This window comes from Actinoplanes sp. URMC 104, from assembly GCF_051386375.1.
Taxonomy (GTDB): Bacteria; Actinomycetota; Actinomycetes; order Mycobacteriales; family Micromonosporaceae; genus Actinoplanes.
On the sequence record NZ_JBPQTO010000011.1, the window covers coordinates 2,723,952 to 2,742,546 of the forward strand.

At 72.0% G+C, this 18,595-nt stretch carries 17 protein-coding genes; 9 read left to right on the forward strand and 8 right to left on the reverse strand.

Translation table 11 applies throughout. From position 1 onward, the window contains the following. Position 1 precedes the first annotated feature (1 nt). Positions 2–781: a citryl-CoA lyase gene (locus ACSNN8_RS38530; protein ID WP_436655302.1), complete on the reverse strand. Its 780-nt coding sequence runs from the start codon at positions 779–781 to the stop codon at positions 2–4. Next, on the reverse strand, positions 766–1,896 hold the full coding sequence (locus ACSNN8_RS38535; protein ID WP_436655304.1) for a CaiB/BaiF CoA transferase family protein: 1,131 nt from the start codon (positions 1,894–1,896) through the stop codon (positions 766–768). The genes ACSNN8_RS38530 and ACSNN8_RS38535 overlap by 16 nt, the downstream gene beginning before the upstream one ends. A gap of 187 nt (positions 1,897–2,083) precedes the next feature. Here ACSNN8_RS38535 and ACSNN8_RS38540 point away from each other — a divergent pair, with 187 nt between their 5' ends. The 3 genes from ACSNN8_RS38540 to ACSNN8_RS38550 are packed head-to-tail and all read left to right on the forward strand — an operon-like array spanning position 2,084 to position 4,637. Further along, a complete protein-coding gene (locus tag ACSNN8_RS38540) occupies positions 2,084–3,469 on the forward strand; it encodes an amidohydrolase family protein (protein WP_436655306.1) in 1,386 nt (461 codons plus the stop codon). Positions 3,470–3,480: 11 nt separating this feature from the next. Then, complete coding sequence (locus ACSNN8_RS38545) at positions 3,481–4,281, forward strand: IclR family transcriptional regulator domain-containing protein (protein WP_436655308.1); 801 nt, start codon at positions 3,481–3,483, stop codon at positions 4,279–4,281. A gap of 38 nt (positions 4,282–4,319) precedes the next feature. Continuing rightward, complete coding sequence (locus ACSNN8_RS38550; RefSeq protein ID WP_436655310.1) at positions 4,320–4,637, forward strand: hypothetical protein; 318 nt, start codon at positions 4,320–4,322, stop codon at positions 4,635–4,637. 2 nt (positions 4,638–4,639) lie between these two features. Here the strand turns inward: ACSNN8_RS38550 and ACSNN8_RS38555 are convergent, their stop codons facing one another. Continuing rightward, positions 4,640–5,176: a MarR family winged helix-turn-helix transcriptional regulator gene (locus ACSNN8_RS38555; RefSeq protein ID WP_436655312.1), complete on the reverse strand. Its 537-nt coding sequence runs from the start codon at positions 5,174–5,176 to the stop codon at positions 4,640–4,642. A gap of 90 nt (positions 5,177–5,266) precedes the next feature. On the opposite strand from ACSNN8_RS38555, the gene ACSNN8_RS38560 reads away from it, so the two are divergent. Together ACSNN8_RS38560 and ACSNN8_RS38565 are read left to right on the forward strand one after the other, a co-directional pair. Then, a complete protein-coding gene (locus ACSNN8_RS38560) occupies positions 5,267–5,899 on the forward strand; it encodes an NAD(P)H-dependent oxidoreductase (RefSeq protein ID WP_436655314.1) in 633 nt (210 codons plus the stop codon). Positions 5,900–6,016: 117 nt separating this feature from the next. Further along, the gene (locus ACSNN8_RS38565; RefSeq protein WP_436655316.1) at positions 6,017–7,210 is read left to right on the forward strand and encodes a DUF4241 domain-containing protein; all 1,194 of its coding nucleotides are present in this window, start codon (positions 6,017–6,019) and stop codon (positions 7,208–7,210) included. Positions 7,211–7,213: 3 nt separating this feature from the next. On the opposite strand, the gene dnaJ is transcribed toward ACSNN8_RS38565, so the two are convergent. Together dnaJ and hrcA are read right to left on the reverse strand one after the other, a co-directional pair. Further along, positions 7,214–8,356 (reverse strand): molecular chaperone DnaJ, encoded by a 1,143-nt coding sequence (gene dnaJ / locus ACSNN8_RS38570; RefSeq protein ID WP_436655318.1) that lies wholly within the window; start codon positions 8,354–8,356, stop codon positions 7,214–7,216. Positions 8,357–8,373: 17 nt separating this feature from the next. Beyond that, entirely contained in the window at positions 8,374–9,396 is a 1,023-nt protein-coding gene (gene hrcA / locus ACSNN8_RS38575; protein WP_436655320.1) for a heat-inducible transcriptional repressor HrcA, read from the reverse strand. 149 nt (positions 9,397–9,545) lie between these two features. Here hrcA and ACSNN8_RS38580 point away from each other — a divergent pair, with 149 nt between their 5' ends. Further along, the gene (locus tag ACSNN8_RS38580; protein ID WP_436655322.1) at positions 9,546–10,139 is read left to right on the forward strand and encodes a DUF4870 domain-containing protein; all 594 of its coding nucleotides are present in this window, start codon (positions 9,546–9,548) and stop codon (positions 10,137–10,139) included. 2 nt (positions 10,140–10,141) lie between these two features. Here the strand turns inward: ACSNN8_RS38580 and hemW are convergent, their stop codons facing one another. Then, a complete protein-coding gene (hemW, locus tag ACSNN8_RS38585; RefSeq protein ID WP_436655324.1) occupies positions 10,142–11,344 on the reverse strand; it encodes a radical SAM family heme chaperone HemW in 1,203 nt (400 codons plus the stop codon). 36 nt (positions 11,345–11,380) lie between these two features. On the opposite strand from hemW, the gene ACSNN8_RS38590 reads away from it, so the two are divergent. From ACSNN8_RS38590 to ACSNN8_RS38600, 3 genes are all read left to right on the forward strand, one after another. Further along, on the forward strand, positions 11,381–12,166 hold the full coding sequence (locus ACSNN8_RS38590; RefSeq protein WP_436655327.1) for an enoyl-CoA hydratase-related protein: 786 nt from the start codon (positions 11,381–11,383) through the stop codon (positions 12,164–12,166). A gap of 63 nt (positions 12,167–12,229) precedes the next feature. Further along, positions 12,230–13,087 carry a hypothetical protein gene (locus ACSNN8_RS38595; protein WP_436655329.1) on the forward strand — a complete coding sequence of 286 codons (858 nt, stop codon included), beginning with the start codon at positions 12,230–12,232 and terminating at the stop codon, positions 13,085–13,087. A gap of 202 nt (positions 13,088–13,289) precedes the next feature. After that, entirely contained in the window at positions 13,290–15,974 is a 2,685-nt protein-coding gene (locus ACSNN8_RS38600; RefSeq protein WP_436655331.1) for a PAS domain-containing protein, read from the forward strand. Positions 15,975–16,254: 280 nt separating this feature from the next. Here the strand turns inward: ACSNN8_RS38600 and ACSNN8_RS38605 are convergent, their stop codons facing one another. Beyond that, on the reverse strand, positions 16,255–16,530 hold the full coding sequence (locus ACSNN8_RS38605; RefSeq protein WP_436655333.1) for a GlsB/YeaQ/YmgE family stress response membrane protein: 276 nt from the start codon (positions 16,528–16,530) through the stop codon (positions 16,255–16,257). A gap of 81 nt (positions 16,531–16,611) precedes the next feature. Continuing rightward, positions 16,612–18,492 carry a translation elongation factor 4 gene (gene lepA, locus ACSNN8_RS38610; protein ID WP_436655335.1) on the reverse strand — a complete coding sequence of 627 codons (1,881 nt, stop codon included), beginning with the start codon at positions 18,490–18,492 and terminating at the stop codon, positions 16,612–16,614. Between the last annotated feature and the right edge of the window lie 103 nt (positions 18,493–18,595).

An 18,595-nucleotide genomic window follows, 5' to 3' on the forward strand; every position in this document is an offset into this window, starting at 1 on the left:
CTCAATCCCTTCGAGGCGAGTAGACGGCGTTACGGTCCACAGTGCGATAGACGTCCATGCCGATCGGCGTGCGGCGTTCCTCGGCGAGCTGCCCGAGCAGCCCGGCCGCGCGGGCCAGCAGCGCGAAGCCGCGCAGCAGCTCGGTCGGCAGCCCCAGGTCGGCCAGCGCGGCCCCGCACACCCCGGCGCCGTTGAGCGGCAGCCGCCGTCCCAGCACCTCGGGATGCACCCGGCCGATCGCCTCGAACAGCTGCAGGTGCGGGCCCCGCAGGCCTTCCTCGGAGGCGATCCGGATGAGCACGGGCGTACGCGGGTCCTCGTCCTTGTGCACCGGATGGCCCAGCCCGGGGATGAAGCGCTTCTCGGCCTTGGCTTTGCGGACCGCGTCCAGCGCGATCACGTCGTAGTCGCGCTCGACCCCGGCCGCGACCAGCGTCGAGGCCAGGAACTGCCCGCAGTCCTCGGTCACGCCGAGGAAGCGTGACCCGCCGCCGAGCAGGCCGGCCGCGAGCGCGCCCTGCAGCGACTCGGGCGCCGAGAGGTACGTCAGCCGGGCGGCGATGGCGGTGGGCGTGAACCCGTGGTCGGCCAGCGCCACCAGCACCGCCTCGAAGACCCGCACCTCCCCGGCCGTGGGCCGCCGACCGGCGACCAGCCAGAACGCCAGCTCGCCGAACCCGACCTTGCCCATCAGGTCGGCGGCCAGGTCCTGGCCGAGCAGCGAGATGGTGTCGGGCGTCGACGTGCCGAGGCCGGTCGGGAAGCTCAGCTCCTCAGCCACTTGCGGATCTCCTCACCGTGCTGGTCCAGCGCGGGCGGCGGCAGCTCGTACCGCGGCCGGGTCTCGCTGAAGGTGATGGGGTTGCGGATGCCGGGCACGCCGCCGGTGGTGACCACGGGGTCGAGCCCGAGCTCCTCGGCCAGCGCGACGCCGCCGTCGATCGTGTTGATCGGCGCGCACGGCACGCCCGCCGCGATCAGGTCACGGAACCATTCGTCCTTGGTCCGGGTGGCGAGCCGCTCGACGAGGATGGGGCGCAGCTGTTCGCGGTTGGCCGTACGGTCCTGGTTGCGCCCGAACCGCGGGTCGGCAGGCAGCTCGGGCAGCCCGAGCACCTGGCACAGCTTGCGGAACTGCCCGTCGTTGCCGGCGATCACGATGAGCTCGCCGTCCGCGGTGGGCAGCGGCTCGTACGGGAACAGGCTGGGGTGCGCGTTGCCCATCCGGAACGGCACCGTGCCGCCCGCGACGTACGCGCTGGAGTGGTTGACCAGCCCGGACAGCGCGGAGCTGAGCAGGTTGACCTCGACGTGCTGCCCGCGGCCGGTCGCGGCGCGCGCGTGCAGGGCGGCCAGGATGCCGATGTTCGCGTGCATGCCCGCCATGACGTCGAACACCGAGATGCCCGCGCGGTAGGGCGAGCCGTCCGGGTCGCCGGTGAGGCTCATCAGCCCCGAGATCGCCTGGACCATCAGGTCGTACCCCGGCAGGCTCGCGCCCTTGCCCGAGCCGAAGCCGCTGATGCTCGCGTACACGATCTTCTCGTTGCCGGCGGCGACGGTGTCGTAGTCCAGCCCGAAGCGGGCCAGCCCGCCCGGCCGGAAGTTCTCGATCATGATGTCGGCGCGGCGGGCCAGCTCGCGGGCGTCGGCCAGGTCCGCCTCGTCCTTGAGGTCCAGCGCGATCGACCGCTTGTTGCGGTTGATGCCCAGGTAGTACGTCGCGACGTCGTCGCGCACCGGCGGCATCCAGGTGCGGGTGTCGTCGCCGGCCGGCCCCTCCACCTTGACCACCTGAGCGCCCAGGTCGGCCAGCAGCATCGTCGCGTAGGGCCCGGCGAGGATCCGGGAGAAGTCGGCGACGAGCAGGCCGGCCAGTGGCCCGTTCTCAGACATGCGAACCGCCCGTTCTGCGGACACTCGTCCGCGCCGCCAGCTTGCTCCAGCACACCGGCCCTGTCAACGCCCGGTTGATCCGGCGGAAACATGGTCTTGACCGGGAAAGTGGCCCGGCGCACACTGACGCCACTCGCTCTGCCCGCTCAGCGGACAGCAGTCCGAATCAGAAAGGATGCGACGGGCGATGATCTTCCGTAACGGCCTCGTCCTGACCATGGACGACTCGCACACCGTGCTCGAGAACGCCGACGTGCTCGTCGTCGGCGACCGGATCGCCGAGGTCGGACACGGCCTGACCGCCCCCGACGGCGACGAGGAGATCGACGCCTCCGGCGGCATCCTGATGCCGGGCATGGTGGACACCCACCGGCACCTGTGGCAGACCGCGATGCGCGGCTACGGCGCCGACTGGACCCTCACCCAGTACTTCGTCTGGTACTACCTCGAGTCCGGCAGGCACTTCCGCCCGGAGGACATCCACGCGGGCAACCTGCTCGGCGCGCTCGAGGCGCTCGACGCCGGCGTCACCACCACCGTGGACTGGTCGCACGGCCTGCGCACCACCGACCACGCCGACGCGGCCGTCGACGCGCTCGAGGCGGTGCCCGGCCGGTTCGTCCTCGCGTACGGCAACATCCACCAGGGCCCGTGGGAGTGGGCCACGTCGCCCGAGTTCCAGGACTTCCACCGCCGGCGCATCGACGGCGGCAAGCTGGCCGGCTTCCAGATGGCGTTCGACGTCACCGGCGACCCCGCGTTCCCCGAGAAGGCCGCCTTCGAGGTGGCACGCGAGCTGGGCGCGCCGGTCACCACGCACGCGGGCGTCTGGGGCGCCACCAACGACGACGGCATCCGGCTGATGCACGACGGCGGCTTCATGAGCCCCGGCACGGTCTATGTGCACGCGGCGACGCTGACCAGCGACTCCTACCACCGGATCGCGGCGACCGGCGGCTCGGTGTCGGTGTCCACCGAAAGCGAGCAGAACGCGGGGCAGGGCTATCCGCCCACCTGGCAGCTGCGCCGGCACGGCATCGACGTGTCGCTGTCGATGGACACCAGCGTCTGGTGGAGCGGCGACCTGTTCTCGGCGATGCGCTCGACGCTGAACGCCGACCGCGCCCGCGAGCACCTCGAGGCGCACGGCAACCAGGAGACGGTGACGCACCACCACCTGCGCGCCGAGCAGGTCGTCGACTGGGCGACCCGCGGCGGCGCCAGGGCGCTCGGCCTGGACTCGTCGATCGGGGCGCTCACGCCGGGTCGCCAGGCCGACGTGGTGCTGCTCAAGAACGACGCCTCGCCCGCCATGTTCCCGCTGCTCAACCCGTACGGTCACGTGGCCTTCCAGGCGCAGCGCGGCGACGTGCACACCGTGGTCGTGGGCGGCCGCGTGGTCAAGCGCGACGGCCGGCTCGTGGACTCTCGCCTGGCCGCGGCCCGCGCCAAGGTCGACGCGACGATCGGCTACCTGCGTGAGACGCTGGGCGAGCAGGCCTGGCGGCAGGGCATGAACCCCGACATCCCCGAGGCCCGGATCCTGCACAACCCGTATCAGTACACCAAGTAGGGTGCCCTTTCATGACCGACAGCGGGCGGGGCGGACCGGACTTCATCGAGGCGCTGGCCCGCGGCCTCGACGTCCTGCGCTCGTTCCGCCCCGGCACGCCGGCCATGACGCTCAGTGAGATCGCCGGGCTGACCGGGCTCGCGCGGCCGACGGTGCGCCGCATCCTGATCACGCTGGAGGCGCTGGGCTACGTGCGCGCCGACGGCCGCGGCTACGCGCTGACTCCGAGGGTGCTGGAGCTCGGGATGGCGTACGTCAACGCCCTGACCATGTGGGACGTGGCGCGCCCGCACATGGAGCGGCTCGTCGCGCAGACCGGCGAGTCGACGTCGATGGCCCAGCTCGACGGCTCCGACATCGTCTACGTCGCCCGGGTGGCGGTGCCCAAGATCGTCACGCTCGCCGTCACGATCGGCACCCGCTTCCCGGCGCCGGCCACCTCGATGGGCAAGGTGCTGCTGGCGTCGCTGCCGGCCGCCGAGCTCGCGGCGGTGCTGGCCCAGGAGTCGAGGTCGGGCATCACCGCGCGCCGCCGGCCGACGGCCGGGGAGCTCGACGCGTCGCTGCGCGAGGTGCGGGCCAAGGGGTGGGCGCTGGCCGACCAGGACCTCGCGCCGGGCATCCGGTCGATCGCCACGGGCGTACGCGACGGGGACGGCCGCGTGGTCGCCGCGATCAACGTGACCGTGCACGCCGCCGAGACCTCGGTGGAGACGCTGGTCGAGGACCACCTGCCCAAGCTGCTGCGCACGGCCGCCGACATCAGCCACGACTGGTCGCTGACCGCCGCGGTGCCCGCGGTCACCGTCTGAGCGCTGCGCCCGGGCGCGGCCCGTGCCAGGCTGATCTCGTGAAGCTCGTGACCGATCTGTTCGACCCGGAGCCGCCGCGCTGGGGCCTGCGCGGCGATCCGTGGGTCTGGCGCGCCATGTGCGAGCAGCTCACCGGCACCTATCTGCCGCCGTCGGTCGGCGAGGCGGAGCGGCTGCTCAAGGCCACCTTCGACCGGGTGGTCGGCGTCGACCTGGCCACCGAGGCCGCGCCGTGGGTCTACCGCGAGGAGTTCGCCCACGGCGGCATGTCCAGCGGCAACGTGCACCTGGAGATGTGGCGCTCCGAGCTGCTGCCCACCCTGGTCGACCGGGCGCGGTCACAGATCGGCGGCTGAGCTCAGCTCTCCCGCTCCAGGCGGTCGGCCAACTCGATCTCCGCCTCGATGTGCTGCAGCGTGTCGGGCGCCGCGGCCCCGGCGATCTCGTGCGCGATCCGCCGCAGCTGGCGGACCTGCGCCGTGTTCAGGTTGTCGAAGACCAGGCGACGAGCCTCCCGTACGTGTCCCGGCGCCGCCGCGACCAGCGCCGCGTACCCCTCCGGCGTGAGCACGGCCTGGATGCACCGCCCCTCGCCCTCGGTGTTCGTGCGGCGTTTCACGTAGCCCTGCCGCTCGAGCCGGCTCACCGCGTGGGACAGCCGGGAGAGCGACCCGCCCGCCATGTGCGCCAGGTTGGTCATCTGCACCGCGTGCTCCTGCGGCCGGGACAGCGACGACAGGATCGAGTACTCGAAGAAGTTGAGGCCCGAGTCGCGCTTGAGCTGTGCCTCGATGGCGGCGGGCAGGGTCATCAGCATGGTGATCAACGTCATCCATGCCGCGCGTTCCTCGCTGTCGAGCCAGGGCACCTGCCCGTCGTGCGTGTCGCTGCTCACGCGGAGAGAATAACGCCTCCGCGCACTTGAATGTTCAACTCGAAGCTGTCAGCATCGAGTTGAACATTCAATAGCTGAGGGAGCAAAACCGTGAGCGTTCTCCGCATCGACTCGAGCATCATGGGCCCGAACTCGCACTCGAGCGCGCTGGCCGATTCCGCCGAGGCGGAGTACACCGCCGTCCGCCCGGGGACCACCTTCGTGCGCCGCCACCTCGCCGCCGCGCCGCTGCCGGCCGACGCCTGGGCCGCGGCCGTGCTCTCCGGGTTCGCCCCGGAGGACCAGCTGACCGACGAGCAGCGGGCCGCCCGCGCGCTCGCCGCCGAGCTGGCCGGCGAGCTGCGCAACGCCGAGGCCGTGATCCTGGCGCTGCCGCTCTACAACTGGGGCGTGTCGCAGCACGTGAAGACGTGGATGGACCTGGCCATCGCCGGCGGCGAGCAGGGCGAGCGGCTGCTCGACGGCAAGCCGGCGATCGTGCTCACCACCCGGGGCGGCGGCTACTCCAAGGGCACCCCGCGCGAGGGCTGGGACCACAACACCGACTTCCTGCGCCGCATCGTCGGCGACGTGTGGGGCGCCGACCTGACGCTGATCGAGCTCGAGCTGACCCTGGCCGCCGTGAACCCCGCGATGGAGTCGCTGCGCGACACCGCCGAGCTGATGCGCAAGGCCGCCCACGAGGCCGCCATCGAGGCGGGCCGCGCCCTCGCCCAGCGCTGAGCCGCCGCTTCTCGTCGGCGATCAGCTCGCTGTGTGATCCACCGCCGCCCCGCAGTGACAAAAAGTTGCAGCTGCGGGGCGGCGCCCGGGGGCCCGGGGAACATAGGATCGCCGCTCATGGAGACGACGCTGGCGGCGGTGTATTGCGAGGGCTGGGACGACGGGCTGGTCAACCCGTTGACCTCCGACCAGGCCGAGGCGCGTGACTCCTTCGGCAAGCCGTACTCGGTCGTTCTGCTCTCCGGTGGCCGACTACGCAGCGTGCTCAACATTTCGTGGACAGAGGGTTACTGCGGCGTCGTCCACTACGACGACGCGGGCGAGCGGACCGCGGTCCACGAGCTGCGCCGCGCGCCCGAGGGCGACCTGTTCCTGCGCGAGTCGACGACCTGGGACGGCCCGGCCCGGCACACCACGTCGTGGCAGCTGAGCGGCCGCCGCTCCGACTCGATCGAGCCCGCCGGCGCCCGCGGCGGCCGGCACACGTTCGCCGACGACGGCTTCGTCGCGCCGCGGCTGCCGATCCCCGCCTTCGGCCGGTGGAACGCACTGCTGGAGCGCACCGCCCGGATCCACGCCGAGGCGTGCACCGCGCCGTTCTCCGAGGTCTGCGTGATCCCGCCCGCGGCCGGAGGCACGTTCCTCGTCCTCGACGCCGCCGGCCACGACCTGCCGGCGCGCACCGCCGCGGAGCGCCCGTGGCATCCGCCGCGCCCGCTGCAGCCGTACGGCCTCGAAGAGCTGTTCCGCGACGGCGCCGAGCGCGCGATCCGCGACCGCCGGGTGCGCCTGTCCACCCACCCCGCCGGCAAGCTCAACCTGCCGTCGGGCCGGCTCGTGGCGGCCGACCCGTCCTCGCTCGACCACGGCGAGGAACCGTTCCTCACCATGGTCCCGCCCGGCACGTACTGCGTGACCGTCAGCCTCGCCACCTTCACCGACGACCCCGGCCACTCCCGCGTGGCCGCCGTCCGCCTCGAGGTCAGCGACCGCCACCCCGTGCGGTGGGAGCCGGCCCTGCGCGACGGACAGGACCTGCTCGACCTGGGCTACAACGAGTTCTACGGCTTCGGCGTCGACGCCGGCATGGCGTGCTTCGTCGACGAGGACAACCGCGAGCGCCTCGCCGGCGAGTGGGAGTCGCTGGAGCTGCGGGACCCCCGCTTCACCACGGTCGCGGACGGCGACATGGTCGCCTGGTCGAGCGGCTGGGGCGACGGGGCCTATCCCACCTGGATCGGCCGCGACGCGCACGGCCGGATCACCTGCTTCGTGGCGGACATGCTGCTGTTCGGCGCGTCCGCCCCGTGAGCGTCAGTGGCCGTTGAAGGCGTCGCGCATGCGGCTGAAGAACCCGCCCTGCTTGCTGAGCTCCGCCACGTCCTCGCCGCGGGTCTTGGCGAAGTCGCGCAGCATCCGCTCCTGCTCGGCGGTGAGCTTGGTCGGCGTCTTGACGTCGAGGTGCACGAACAGGTCGCCGCGGCCCTGACCCCGCAGGTGCGGCACGCCCTTGCCGCGGATCCGCAGCGTGCTGGCCGGCTGGGTGCCCTGCTTGACCTCGATGGCCTCCTCGCTGTCCAGCGTCTTGATGGTCAGCCGGGTGCCGAGCGCGGCCGCCGTCATCGGCAGCGTCACGCGGCAGTGCAGGTCGTCGCCCTTGCGCGAGTACACGTCGTGCGGCCGCTCGTGGATCTCGACGTAGAGGTCACCGGGCGTGCCGCCGCCGGGCCCGACCTCGCCCTGCTGGGCCAGCCGGATGCGCATCCCGTCCTCGACGCCGGCCGGGATCTTGACCGTGAGCGAGCGCCGGGTGCGCACGCGGCCGTCGCCCGCGCACGTCGGGCAGGGGTTCGGGATCACCGTGCCGTGGCCCTGGCAGGTCGCGCACGGACGCGACGACACCACCTGGCCGAGGAACGTGCGCTGCACGCTCTGCACCTCGCCGCGGCCGCCGCACGTGTCACAGGTGGCCAGGTGGGTGCCCGGGGCCGTGCCCGCGCCGGAGCACTGGGTGCACAGCACGGCGGTGTCCACGGTGATCGGCGCCTCGACGCCGAAGGCCGTCTCGACCAGGTCGAGCTCGAGCCGCAGGATCGCGTCGGCGCCCGGGCGGGTGCGCGGCCGCGGGCCACGGGTGTTGCCGCCGGCCGCGGTGCCGAAGAACGCGTCCATGATGTCCTGGAAGCCGACGAACGGGCCGCCCGCGCCGCCCGGCCCGCCGGGGCCCATGCCGCCGCCGGGCGCCAGCGGGTCGCCGCCCAGGTCGACGATCTGCCGCTTCTGGTCGTCGGACAGGACCTCGTACGCCGCGTTGATGTCCTTGAACTTCTCGTGCGCTTCCGGATCCGGGTTGACGTCCGGGTGGTATTGCCGAGCCAGTTTGCGGTAGGCGCGCTTGATCTCGTCGTCGGTGGCTTCCCGGCTCACGCCGAGAATGCCGTAGTAGTCCTTGGCCACGGGCTCCGCAATCCTCGTCAGTTCTGGGCTAGAAGGTCGCCCACGTAGCGTGCCACCGCGCGCACGGTCGCGATGGTGCCGGGGTAATCCATCCGGGTGGGGCCGAGCACGCCGAGCCCACCGACGATCGTGGTGCCCGGGCCGTAGCCGGTGCTCACCACGGACGCCGACCGCAGGTTGTCGATCTGGTTCTCGTCACCGATCCGGACGCGGGTGGTGCTCGGTTCCAGGTCGCCGATCAGCTTCAGCAGGATGACCTCCTCCTCGAGGGCCTCGAGGACCGGGCGCAACGTGCCCTGGAAGTCCAGCACGCCACCACGGGTCAGATTAGCCGTGCCCGCCAAGGCGAGGCGCTCGTCACTGCGCTCGACCAGGGTCTCGAGCAGCACCGAGGCCAGGCAGGCCATGGTGGCGCGGCTGTCCGGCGCGCAGTCGTCGACCAGACCCTGCACCAGCGGCGGCGTGTCGGCCATCTTCTGCCCGGCGAGCTTCTCGTTCACCCGGCGGCGCAGGTCGGTCACGTCGTCGGCCGGAACGGGCCCGGGCAGCTCGACCAGCCGCTGCTCGACACGGCCGGTGTCGGCGATCATCACGAGCATGAGCCGCGTGGTGGAGATCGGCACCAGTTCCAGATGGCGCACCGCCGACCGGGTCAGCGACGGATATTGCACGACGGCGACCTGGCGGGTCAGCTGGGCGAGCAGGCGAACCGTGCGGTGCACGACGTCGTCGAGGTCGACCGCGCCGATCAGGAAGCGCTCGATGGCCCGCCGCTCGGCGGGGCTGAGCGCCTTGACCTTGGAGAGCCGGTCGACGAACAGCCGGTAGCCCGCGTCGGTGGGCACCCGGCCGGCGCTCGTGTGCGGCTGCCGGATGTAGCCCTCCTCCTCCAGCACCGCCATGTCGTTGCGCACGGTGGCCGGAGAGACACCGAGCTGGTGCCGCTCGACGAGTGACTTGGAGCCCACGGGCTCCTGCGTCTCGACGTAGTCCTCGACGATTGCCCGCAGCACCTCGAGCTTGCGGTCATCCAGACTCATATGACCCCTCCCTCTTGGCACTCACGCTGATCGAGTGCCAGTCTACGTCGCCGCAGGCGGCAGCGCGATGATCGAGTGCACACCTTCGTTCCCGGCAAGATCAGCATGTCGCCGGGGGGCGCATCGAGCTGCGGCTCTACGGTGAGACCATGAGTGAACCACCTCGGCCGCCCGGTGCGGGAAATCCGGACGATCCCACCCGGCCGTTCCACCCCTATGCGGGTAACGACCCGGCCCCGGGTTCGACACCACCGCCGTACGAGCCGCCGCGGGCCTACGAGCCGCCGCGGGCCTACGAGCCGCCGCCCGCCTATGAGCCGCCGCCCGCCTATGGGCCGCCGCCCGGTTACGGGCCGCCCCCGTCGTACGGCTATCAGCAGCCCGGTCACGGCGCCGCCCCCACCGCCGACGACCGGACCTGGGCGCTGATCACGCACTTCGGCGGCGCGGCCGGGGCGTTCCTCGGCGGCGGCCTGTGCGGCTGGGTGGCGCCGCTGATCGTGCTGCTCGCCAAGGGCAACCAGTCCCCGGCCGTACGGGCCGAGGCGGTCAAGGCGCTCAACTTCCAGATCGTGTGGTCGGTCGTCGGCGTGATCGGCTGGGCCAGCGCCTGCGCGCTCATCGGCTTCGTCATCATCCCGATCGCCGCGCTGATCTCGATCGTCTTCGGCGTGGTCGCCGGCCTCAAGGCGGTCAACAACGAGCCGTACGCCTACCCGCTCACGCTCAACCTGATCAAATAACGTCACACCACGTCGCGGATCACGGCGTCGGCCAGCAGGCGGCCACGCAGGGTGAGGACCAGACGACCCCGCTCGTACGCCGCGGGGTCGAGCAGCCCGCCGGCGAGCGCCTGCTGGGCGCCGCCGGCGTCGACCCGGTCGAGCGCGATGCCCTCGCGCAGGCGCACCCGCAGCATCACGTCCTCGACGTGCCTGTCCTCCGCCGTGAGCAGCTCGCGCCCCTGGCCCGGCGAGAGCCCCTCGAGGACCCGCTTCGCGTACGCCGCGGGGTGCTTGACGTTCCACCAGCGCACGCCGCCGACGTGGCTGTGCGCGCCGGGCCCCAGCCCCCACCAGTCCGCGCCGGTCCAATAGAGCAGGTTGTGCCGGCAGCGCGCGTCGTCGCCGGTCGCCCAGTTGGACACCTCGTACCACCGGAAGCCGGCCTCGCTCAGCGCCGCCTCGGCCGCCAGGTAGCGGTCGGCCGCCACGTCGTCGGAGGGGTACGGGATCTCGCCCCGCCGCATCCGGGCCGCCATCCGCGTGCCGTCCTCGACGATCAGGGCGTACGCGCTGACGTGGTCCACCCCCGCCTCGACGACGCTGCGCAGCGAGCCCGCGAAGTCGTCCGCGGTCTCCCCCGGCGTGCCGTAGATCAGGTCGAGGTTGACGTGCTCGAAGCCGGCCTCGCGCGCCTCGATCGCCGCCTGCGGGGCGCGCCCGGCCGTGTGCCGGCGGTCGAGGATGCGCAGCACCGCGGAGGCGGCGGACTGCATGCCCAGCGAGACGCGGGTGAACCCGTGCCGGCGCAGGCGGCGCAGATAGCCGGGGTCCACCGACTCGGGGTTGGCCTCGGTGGTCACCTCGGCGCCCGGGGCCAGCCCCCAGGCGGCGTCGATGCCCTCGAGGATGCGGCCCAGGTCGTCGGCGTCGAGCAGGGTGGGGGTGCCGCCGCCGAAGAACACCGTGTCGACCTGGCGGGGCGCGATCGTGCTCTGCGCCAGCTTGAGCTCCTGGAGCACGGTGTCGGCGTACGTCTCGCGGCTCGCGCCGCCGCCGAGCTCGCTCGAGGTGTACGTGTTGAAGTCGCAGTAGCCGCAGCGGCTCGCGCAGAACGGCACGTGGACGTACACCGCGAAGCCGTCCCTGCCGACATGCGCCGTCGCCTCGGCGGGGAGGGAGCCGTCGAGCGGTACGGGTTCGCCATCGGGAAGTGCGCCGGCCATCCCTCAAGTGTGCACGGCTGCCGTTAGTGTTCCGCCATGGCTCTGGTCCGTACCGTCACCGGCGCCGGGGTGACCACCATGACCCTGGACTCCCCCGCGAACCGCAACGCCCTGTCCACCCCGCTGATGCGTGAGCTGCTCGACGCGCTCGCCGAGGCGCTGACCGACCCTTCCGTACGCGTCGTGGTGCTCTCGCACACCGGCCCGGTGTTCTGCTCGGGCGCCGACCTCAAGGAGACCGCGGAGGCCCGCGCGGCCGGCCGGGTGCCCGCCGAGATGATCGCCGACGTGCTCGCCGCGCTCTGGGAGTTCCCCAAGCCGGTCGTCGCGCGCGTCGGCGGACCGGCCCGCGCCGGCGGCCTGGGCCTGATCGCGGCCGCCGACATCGCCGTCTGCGCGCGCGGGGCCACGTTCGCCTTCTCCGAGGTGCGCCTCGGCGTGATCCCGGCGGTGATCAGCGCGACGGTGCTGCCCCGGCTGGCGCCCCGCGCGGCCGCCGAGCTCTACCTCACCGGCGACGTCTTCGACGGCGACCGGGCGGAGCGGATCGGTCTGGTGACCGCGGCCGTCGAGGCGGACGAGCTCGACGACGCCGTCCGCCGCTACTGCGACAGCCTCGTGCTGGGCGGGCCGCTCGCGCTCGCCGGCGCCAAACAACTGCTCCGGCGTACGCCCTCCGGCCCCATCCGGGCCGAGCTGGCCGAGCTGTCGACGCGCTCCGCGGGCTACTTCCGCTCCCCCGAGGGGCGCGAGGGCGTGGCCGCGTTCCGCGAGAAACGCGCCGCCACCTGGGTTCCCGTAACTCCGTCCGCGGACCGGTGACACGAAACGGATGGCCTCGTTGACTACTCTTGTCGCTTGAACAACAACTGACGTGGGGGTGTGGTGCGCAAGACACCGATCGTGGCGCTCGCGATTGTCGCGCTCGTCGGTGCGCTCGGCGTGTTCGCGGTCGTCACCACGTTCTCGGGCGACATCAAGCTGCCCAAGCTGGGCCCGGAGTGCACGGTGCGGGCCGACGGCGAGGTCACCCTCGACTACGTGCAGATGGCCAACGCCGCCACGATCACGGCGGTGGGGCTGCGCCGGGGCATGCCCGAGCGGGCGGTGGTGGTCGCGCTGGCGACCGCGCTGCAGGAGTCGAAGCTGGAGAACCTCGACGACGGCGACCGCGACTCGGTGGGCCTGTTCCAGCAACGGCCCAGCCAGGGCTGGGGCACGATCGAGCAGATCAAGGACCCGCGGTACGCGGCGGAGAAGTTCTACGCCTCGCTCAAGCGGGTCAAGGGCTACCAGAAGATGCGGGTCACCGACGCGGCGCAGCGGGTCCAACGGTCGGCCTACCCCAACGCGTACCAGAAATGGGCCGACGAGTCCGAGGTGCTGGCCCGGGCGCTGACCGGGCGGGCCACCGGCGCCGTCGAGTGCGTCGTGAGCAACTCGCCCGCGGTGCGCGGCGCCGCGGCGACCGCGGCGCTCCTGCGGGGCATGCGGCTCGACTGGGGCAGGAAGCTGCCCGAGTCGGCGACGGCGAAGCAGGCGGCCGGGCTCACCGTCAAGGTCACCGACAACAGCTCCGGCTGGCGGTATGCCCACTGGCTCGTCGCCCACGCCTCGGCGACCGGTCTCGAACGGGTACGTTTCGGCGACCTGGAGTGGCGGGCCCCGGACGGCAAGTGGCAGCCGGTGACAGCGGACGGTGGCGCCCCCGCCGGTCGCGTGATCGCCGAAGTCTTCGACTGACTTCCCTTTTCGGCTTCGATCCGAAAGTTTCGATGCCTCTCTCGTCGCTGAGAGTGATGACGAGCGATTCCCGGCTCGCAGTTGCGTAGCGTATACATCGACGTGGACAGACAGCTACCGCCCTGGTACTAAGTAGGACGTGTCAAGGGCGATCGAATGGATACTGCTCGGTGCCGGCAGCTGCACGGCGATTCTGGCGGGCGTGCGGCGGCACCGTCCCGCCCGGGTCCGGCCGTGGCTGATGCTGGCGGGCGCCGTCGCCGCCCTGGCGATCGGGGACGTGTTCTACGCGTTCGAGGCGGCCACGGCCGCGACGGCCTCCTACCTGACGATGTTCCCGCTGGTCGCCGCCGCGCTGTGGCTGTTCACGCAGGGCGGCTCGGTGGTGGTCGACCGGGCTCGGCTGATCGACCTGCTCGCGTTCGCCTGCGCGGTCCTGCTCATCGTCTGGGTCTTCGTCATCGGCGACAACGGCCTGCTGGGCCGGGTCCCGCCGGCCGACGTGATGGGCTCGCTGCTGCTGATCGCGGTGGCGTTGCGCCTGGTCCTGGCGGCCCCCCGCAACGTCTCCGCCGCGCTGCTGCTGATCGGCTCGCTCGGGTTGCTGGCCGGTGACGTGGTGTACGCGTACGTCCCCACCGCCCTGGGCGAGACCGGCTTCCGGGTGCTCTACGTGATGTGGGGCCTCGCCGCCCTGCACCCCTCGATGGTCCGGCTCACCGAGCCGATGCCCGCACGCACCTCCCGCTGGCGCGGCCACTGGGTCGCCCTGCTGTGCGCCTCGGTCGCCACCCCGCCCGCGGTGCTGCTGGTCGAGGCCCTGAACGGCACCGTCCGCGACGGCGTCCCCATCGCCTTCGCCGCCGCCATCACGCTGACCTTGACGATCACCCGCCTGGCCGACTCGGTCACCCTCAACAGCGAGGCCCTCAACCGCGAGCGGGCCCTCCGCGGCGCCAGCGCCGACCTGGTCTCCGCCGCCGACGTGCCCGCCGTCGACGAGGCCGTCAGGGCCGCCGTGGCCGCCCTGATCCCCCGCAACGCCCTGCACCGCGTCGTCCTGGCCCACGACGACCGCAGGCTCGCCGCCGAACAGCTGCCACCCGCCCGCCCCGGCCGCCGCCCCCGCAGCTGGTGGGTCGACGCCCCCGCCACCCTCACCCAGCCGGCAGCCCCCACTTCCCGCCCCCAGGCCGCCGCCCACCGCAGGTCCCCTTTCCCCTTCCTTTCCCCCCGCCCCACCACGCCGTCCTTCCTCCGCTCCCGCCACCCCTCCACGCTCACCACCGACCCCGACCAGGCCATCACTCCACTGGCAGGCCCCCACCAGAGCTCCGCTCCGGCAACCGCCCCTCACCGGAACTCCACCCCCGCCACCGGCCCCCACCAGGCGTCCACTCCGCCAACCGGCTCCCACAAGGCCTCCGATCCGCCCGCTTCGTTCCAGCCCGGCGACTCGCGCACCCGCTCAGACAGCGCCGCGTCGAACACCGGCCCTCGCTCGACCGCTGCGCCGGACACCGCCGACCCGCACCAGCCCAACGTGCCGGGCCTCCCTCACTCCTCCCAGGGCGACGGGCTCGACCTTCCCCCCTCCTCCCGGGGCGACGGGCTCGACCTTCCTTCGTCCGCCCAGCGCGGCGCACTCGACGCTCCCCGCTCCTCGCGTGACGCGCTCGACGTTCCCCGTTCCTCGCGCGACGCACTCGACGTTGCCCGCTCCTCGCGTGACGCGCTCGACGTTCCCCGCTCCTCGCGCGACGCGCTCGACGTTCCCCGCTCCTCGCGCGACGCGCTGGACTCCCCCCGCTCCGACCACCGCGCCGCTTCAGCCACCGGCCGCCCGACCACCTCCGACCGGGCCGCGTCCTCCGCCGGAGCACTCCCGCGCGGCATCCGCATCACGGCTCGCCGGGCCGACTACATGGCCCCCGACACAGCTGCTCCCGAAACGGCGACCGCGCCCGGCTCCCGCACCGTGCCCGCCGCGCCCTCCCACGACGTCGCCACGGTCGGTAACCAGGCCACTCCCGACGGCTCCGTAAAACCGCCGGCCGGCGCCACGCCGGGTAACCACGCAGACCGCCGAGACGCTGCCGTGATCCGCAACTCCGCCGTAACTCACGAGGCCCCCGGCCCGCTCCGGCGTCGTCGCGCCGCAGCCCGCACCGGCGCTCGCGGCGTACGCCCCGGGTTCTTCCGCCGCCGTTTCGCTGGCACCCGCGGCGACACCCGGCGGTTCGGCGCGACCGCGGAGCCACCCGCCGAGCACGCGACGCTGGTCTGCCCCCTGTGGCTCGAACCGCTGGCCGTGGCCCGCCCCAGCGGCGGCGCGCTGATCGTGACCGGGCACCGCGACGCGCTCACCGCCGCCCACGACGCGCTCGAGGTGCTCGCCGGCCAGGCCGCACTCGCCCTCGACCGGATCAGCCTCGTCGAGGCCGTGGGCCGCCGCGACAGCGACCTCTACCTGCGCGCGGTCATCAGCAACACCGCCGACCTGATGCTCGTGCTCGACGACGACCAGCGCATCCGCTACGCCAGCCCCGCCCTGCAGGAACTCCTCGGCGACGACAACCTCTCCCCGCTGGCCACTCTCGAGGACCTGGTCCACCCCGACGACCGCAGCCAGGTCCGCCGCGCGTTCGCCACCGGCGGCGACGGCACCATGTTCTGCGCGCTACGCCGCCCCGACCACAGCCAGGCCCTGGTCGAAGCCACCTACCGCGACCTGCGCGAGGACCGCCTGGTGCGGGGCTTCGTCATCACCATGCGCAACGTGACCGACGCCCAGGACCCGGTGGACCGCGTTCCCCACCGCGACCAGATCGACGACCTGCCCGCCTGGGTCAACCGTCGAAGCGCCCAGCACAAGTTCCGCTACTGACCGCCGAGCGCCGCTGCCACACGTACCGGGAGCCGCCGTCTGCCGAGCGCGGACTCCGGTCCACTCCCGCGCTCGCGCCCGTGGAGCGCCTCGTACGCGTCCGAGGTCCCCGCCCACAGCCGCGCACCCACCCGTACGACATCTGCCTTTTACTTTTCTTTCCAGTGTGAAGTGAGAGACATTCACCCCACCGGCCCCGCTGCGGCATTCCCGGAATACGGCGAAGCGCCGGACCACAATGGTCCGGCGCTTCGATTCGGCGATCGTGGATCGCTAGGTGTTACCGGGTGATGCGACGGCGACCGCCGACGCCGGCAACCAGAGCCACACCGATCGCGGCCAGGACAACCTGGAACAGGAGCTCGATCCAGTCGAAGCCCTTGGTGTCGGCAACGCCGGTCGCGCGGGCCAGAACGGTGCCCAGCAGCGCCGCGACGACGCCGATGACCAGGGTCAGCCAGATCGGGATGTTCTGCTTGCCCGGTACGACCAGGCGGCCCAGGGCGCCAATGATGAGACCGACGATGAGCGCGGTGATGATGCCGGTGACAGTCATGGGGGGGTTCCTCTCGGGGCGAAGCTGTTGTTGCGTCCGTCGAGCCCCAGAGTTCCCAAGCCTCCGAAAAACCAAACCGGATTATTTTTTGTTTGCTCCCTTGGGGTCCGGAGCGTCGGACGTCGAAAGGGCCGCGATGAACGCCTCCTGCGGCACCTCGACGCGTCCGACCATCTTCATCCGCTTCTTGCCTTCCTTCTGCTTCTCGAGCAGCTTGCGCTTGCGGCTGATGTCACCGCCGTAGCACTTGGCGAGCACGTCCTTGCGGATCGCGCGGATGGTCTCCCGGGCGATGATCCGGCTGCCGATGGCCGCCTGGATGGGCACCTCGAACTGCTGCCGCGGGATGAGCTTCTGCAGCTTGGCCGCGATGTTGACGCCGTACGCGTACGCCTTGTCCTTGTGGACGATCGCGCTGAACGCGTCGACCGGCTCGCCGTGCAGCAGGATGTCCACCTTGACGAGGTCGGCCACCTGCTCGCCGGAGGGCTCGTAGTCGAGCGACGCGTAGCCCTTGGTCTTGCTCTTGAGCTGGTCGAAGAAGTCGAAGATGATCTCGGCGAGCGGCAGCGTGTAGCGCAGCTCGACCCGCTCGGACGAGAGGTACTCCATGCCGAGCAGGCTGCCGCGCCGGCTCTGGCACAGCTCCATCACCGCGCCGACGTAGTCGTTGGGCACCAGCACCGTCGCGCGGACCACCGGCTCGTGGATCTCGGCGATCTTGCCGCTCGGGAACTCGCTGGGGTTGGTGACGACGTGCTCGCTCGCGTCCTCGGTGATCACCTGGTAGACCACGTTGGGCGCCGTGGAGATCAGGTCGAGGCCGAACTCGCGCTCCAGCCGCTCGCCGATGATCTCGAGGTGGAGCAGGCCGAGGAAGCCGCAGCGGAAGCCGAAGCCGAGCGCCGCGGACGTCTCGGGCTCGTACGTGAGCGCGGCGTCGTTGAGCTTGAGCTTGTCGAGCGCGTCGCGCAGGGCCGGGTAGTCGGAGCCGTCGATCGGGTACAGGCCCGAGTAGACCATGGGCTTCGGGTCCTTGTAGCCGCCCAGCGCCTCCTTGGCCGGGCGGCTGTTCCCGGTCACGGTGTCGCCGACCCGGGACTGGCGTACGTCCTTCACGCCCGTGATCAGGTAGCCGACCTCGCCCACGCCGAGGGCGCCCGCCTTCTCCATCTCGGGCGAGGCCACGCCCAGCTCGAGCAGCTCGTGGACGGCGCCGGTCGACATCATCTTGATGCGGTCGCGCGCCTCGATGCGGCCGTCGATGACCCGGACGTACGTCACGACGCCGCGGTACACGTCGTAGACGGAGTCGAAGATCATCGCTCGAGCGGGACCGTCGGGGTCGCCCACCGGGGGCGAGAACTGCCGGACGATCTCGTCGAGCAGGTGGTCGACGCCCACGCCGGTCTTGCCCGAGACGCGCAGCACGTCGGTGGGCTCGACGCCGATCAGCTTCGCGAGCTCCTCGGCGTACTTCTCGGGCTGCGCGGCCGGCAGGTCGATCTTGTTGAGCACCGGGATGATGTGCAGGTCGTTCTCCATCGCCAGGTACAGGTTGGCGAGGGTCTGCGCCTCGATCCCCTGGGCGGCGTCGACCAGCAGGATCGCGCCCTCGCACGCGGCGAGGCTGCGGGAGACCTCGTACGTGAAGTCGACGTGTCCCGGGGTGTCGATCATGTTGAGGACCGCGGACTGCCCCTGCTGGTCGCCCTCGCGGACGACCCAGGGCATGCGCACGGCCTGCGACTTGATCGTGATGCCGCGCTCGCGCTCGATGTCCATGCGGTCGAGGTACTGCGCGCGCATCTGGCGCGGGTCGACCACTCCGGTGATCTGCAGCATCCGGTCGGCCAGCGTCGACTTGCCGTGGTCGATGTGGGCGATGATGCAGAAGTTGCGGATGCGACCGGGGTCGGTGGCACCGATCACGTTCACGCCGGGGTCGAGCGGTCCAGGCACGGTCGTCCGTTCTTGTCAGGCTTCGGGTACGCCGGCGAGCCGCCGGCGCGTTCTATCGTCCCACGCCCGCGCGGGTGCCCCACTCACACCCGCACAAGGCGCC

Excerpts from the sequence above, each read along its gene's own strand:
- ACSNN8_RS38605 (WP_436655333.1), bottom strand. The coding sequence starts at position 16,530 with ATGACTGTCACCGGCATCATCACCGCGCTCATCGTCGGTCTCATCATT.
- hrcA (WP_436655320.1), bottom strand. The coding sequence starts at position 9,396 with ATGAGTCTGGATGACCGCAAGCTCGAGGTGCTGCGGGCAATCGTCGAG.
- hemW (WP_436655324.1), bottom strand. The coding sequence starts at position 11,344 with ATGGCCGGCGCACTTCCCGATGGCGAACCCGTACCGCTCGACGGCTCC.
- ACSNN8_RS38545 (WP_436655308.1), top strand. The coding sequence starts at position 3,481 with ATGACCGACAGCGGGCGGGGCGGACCGGACTTCATCGAGGCGCTGGCC.
- ACSNN8_RS38565 (WP_436655316.1), top strand. The coding sequence starts at position 6,017 with ATGGAGACGACGCTGGCGGCGGTGTATTGCGAGGGCTGGGACGACGGG.
- ACSNN8_RS38590 (WP_436655327.1), top strand. The coding sequence starts at position 11,381 with ATGGCTCTGGTCCGTACCGTCACCGGCGCCGGGGTGACCACCATGACC.
- ACSNN8_RS38535 (WP_436655304.1), bottom strand. The coding sequence starts at position 1,896 with ATGTCTGAGAACGGGCCACTGGCCGGCCTGCTCGTCGCCGACTTCTCC.
- ACSNN8_RS38580 (WP_436655322.1), top strand. The coding sequence starts at position 9,546 with ATGAGTGAACCACCTCGGCCGCCCGGTGCGGGAAATCCGGACGATCCC.
- ACSNN8_RS38540 (WP_436655306.1), top strand. The coding sequence starts at position 2,084 with ATGATCTTCCGTAACGGCCTCGTCCTGACCATGGACGACTCGCACACC.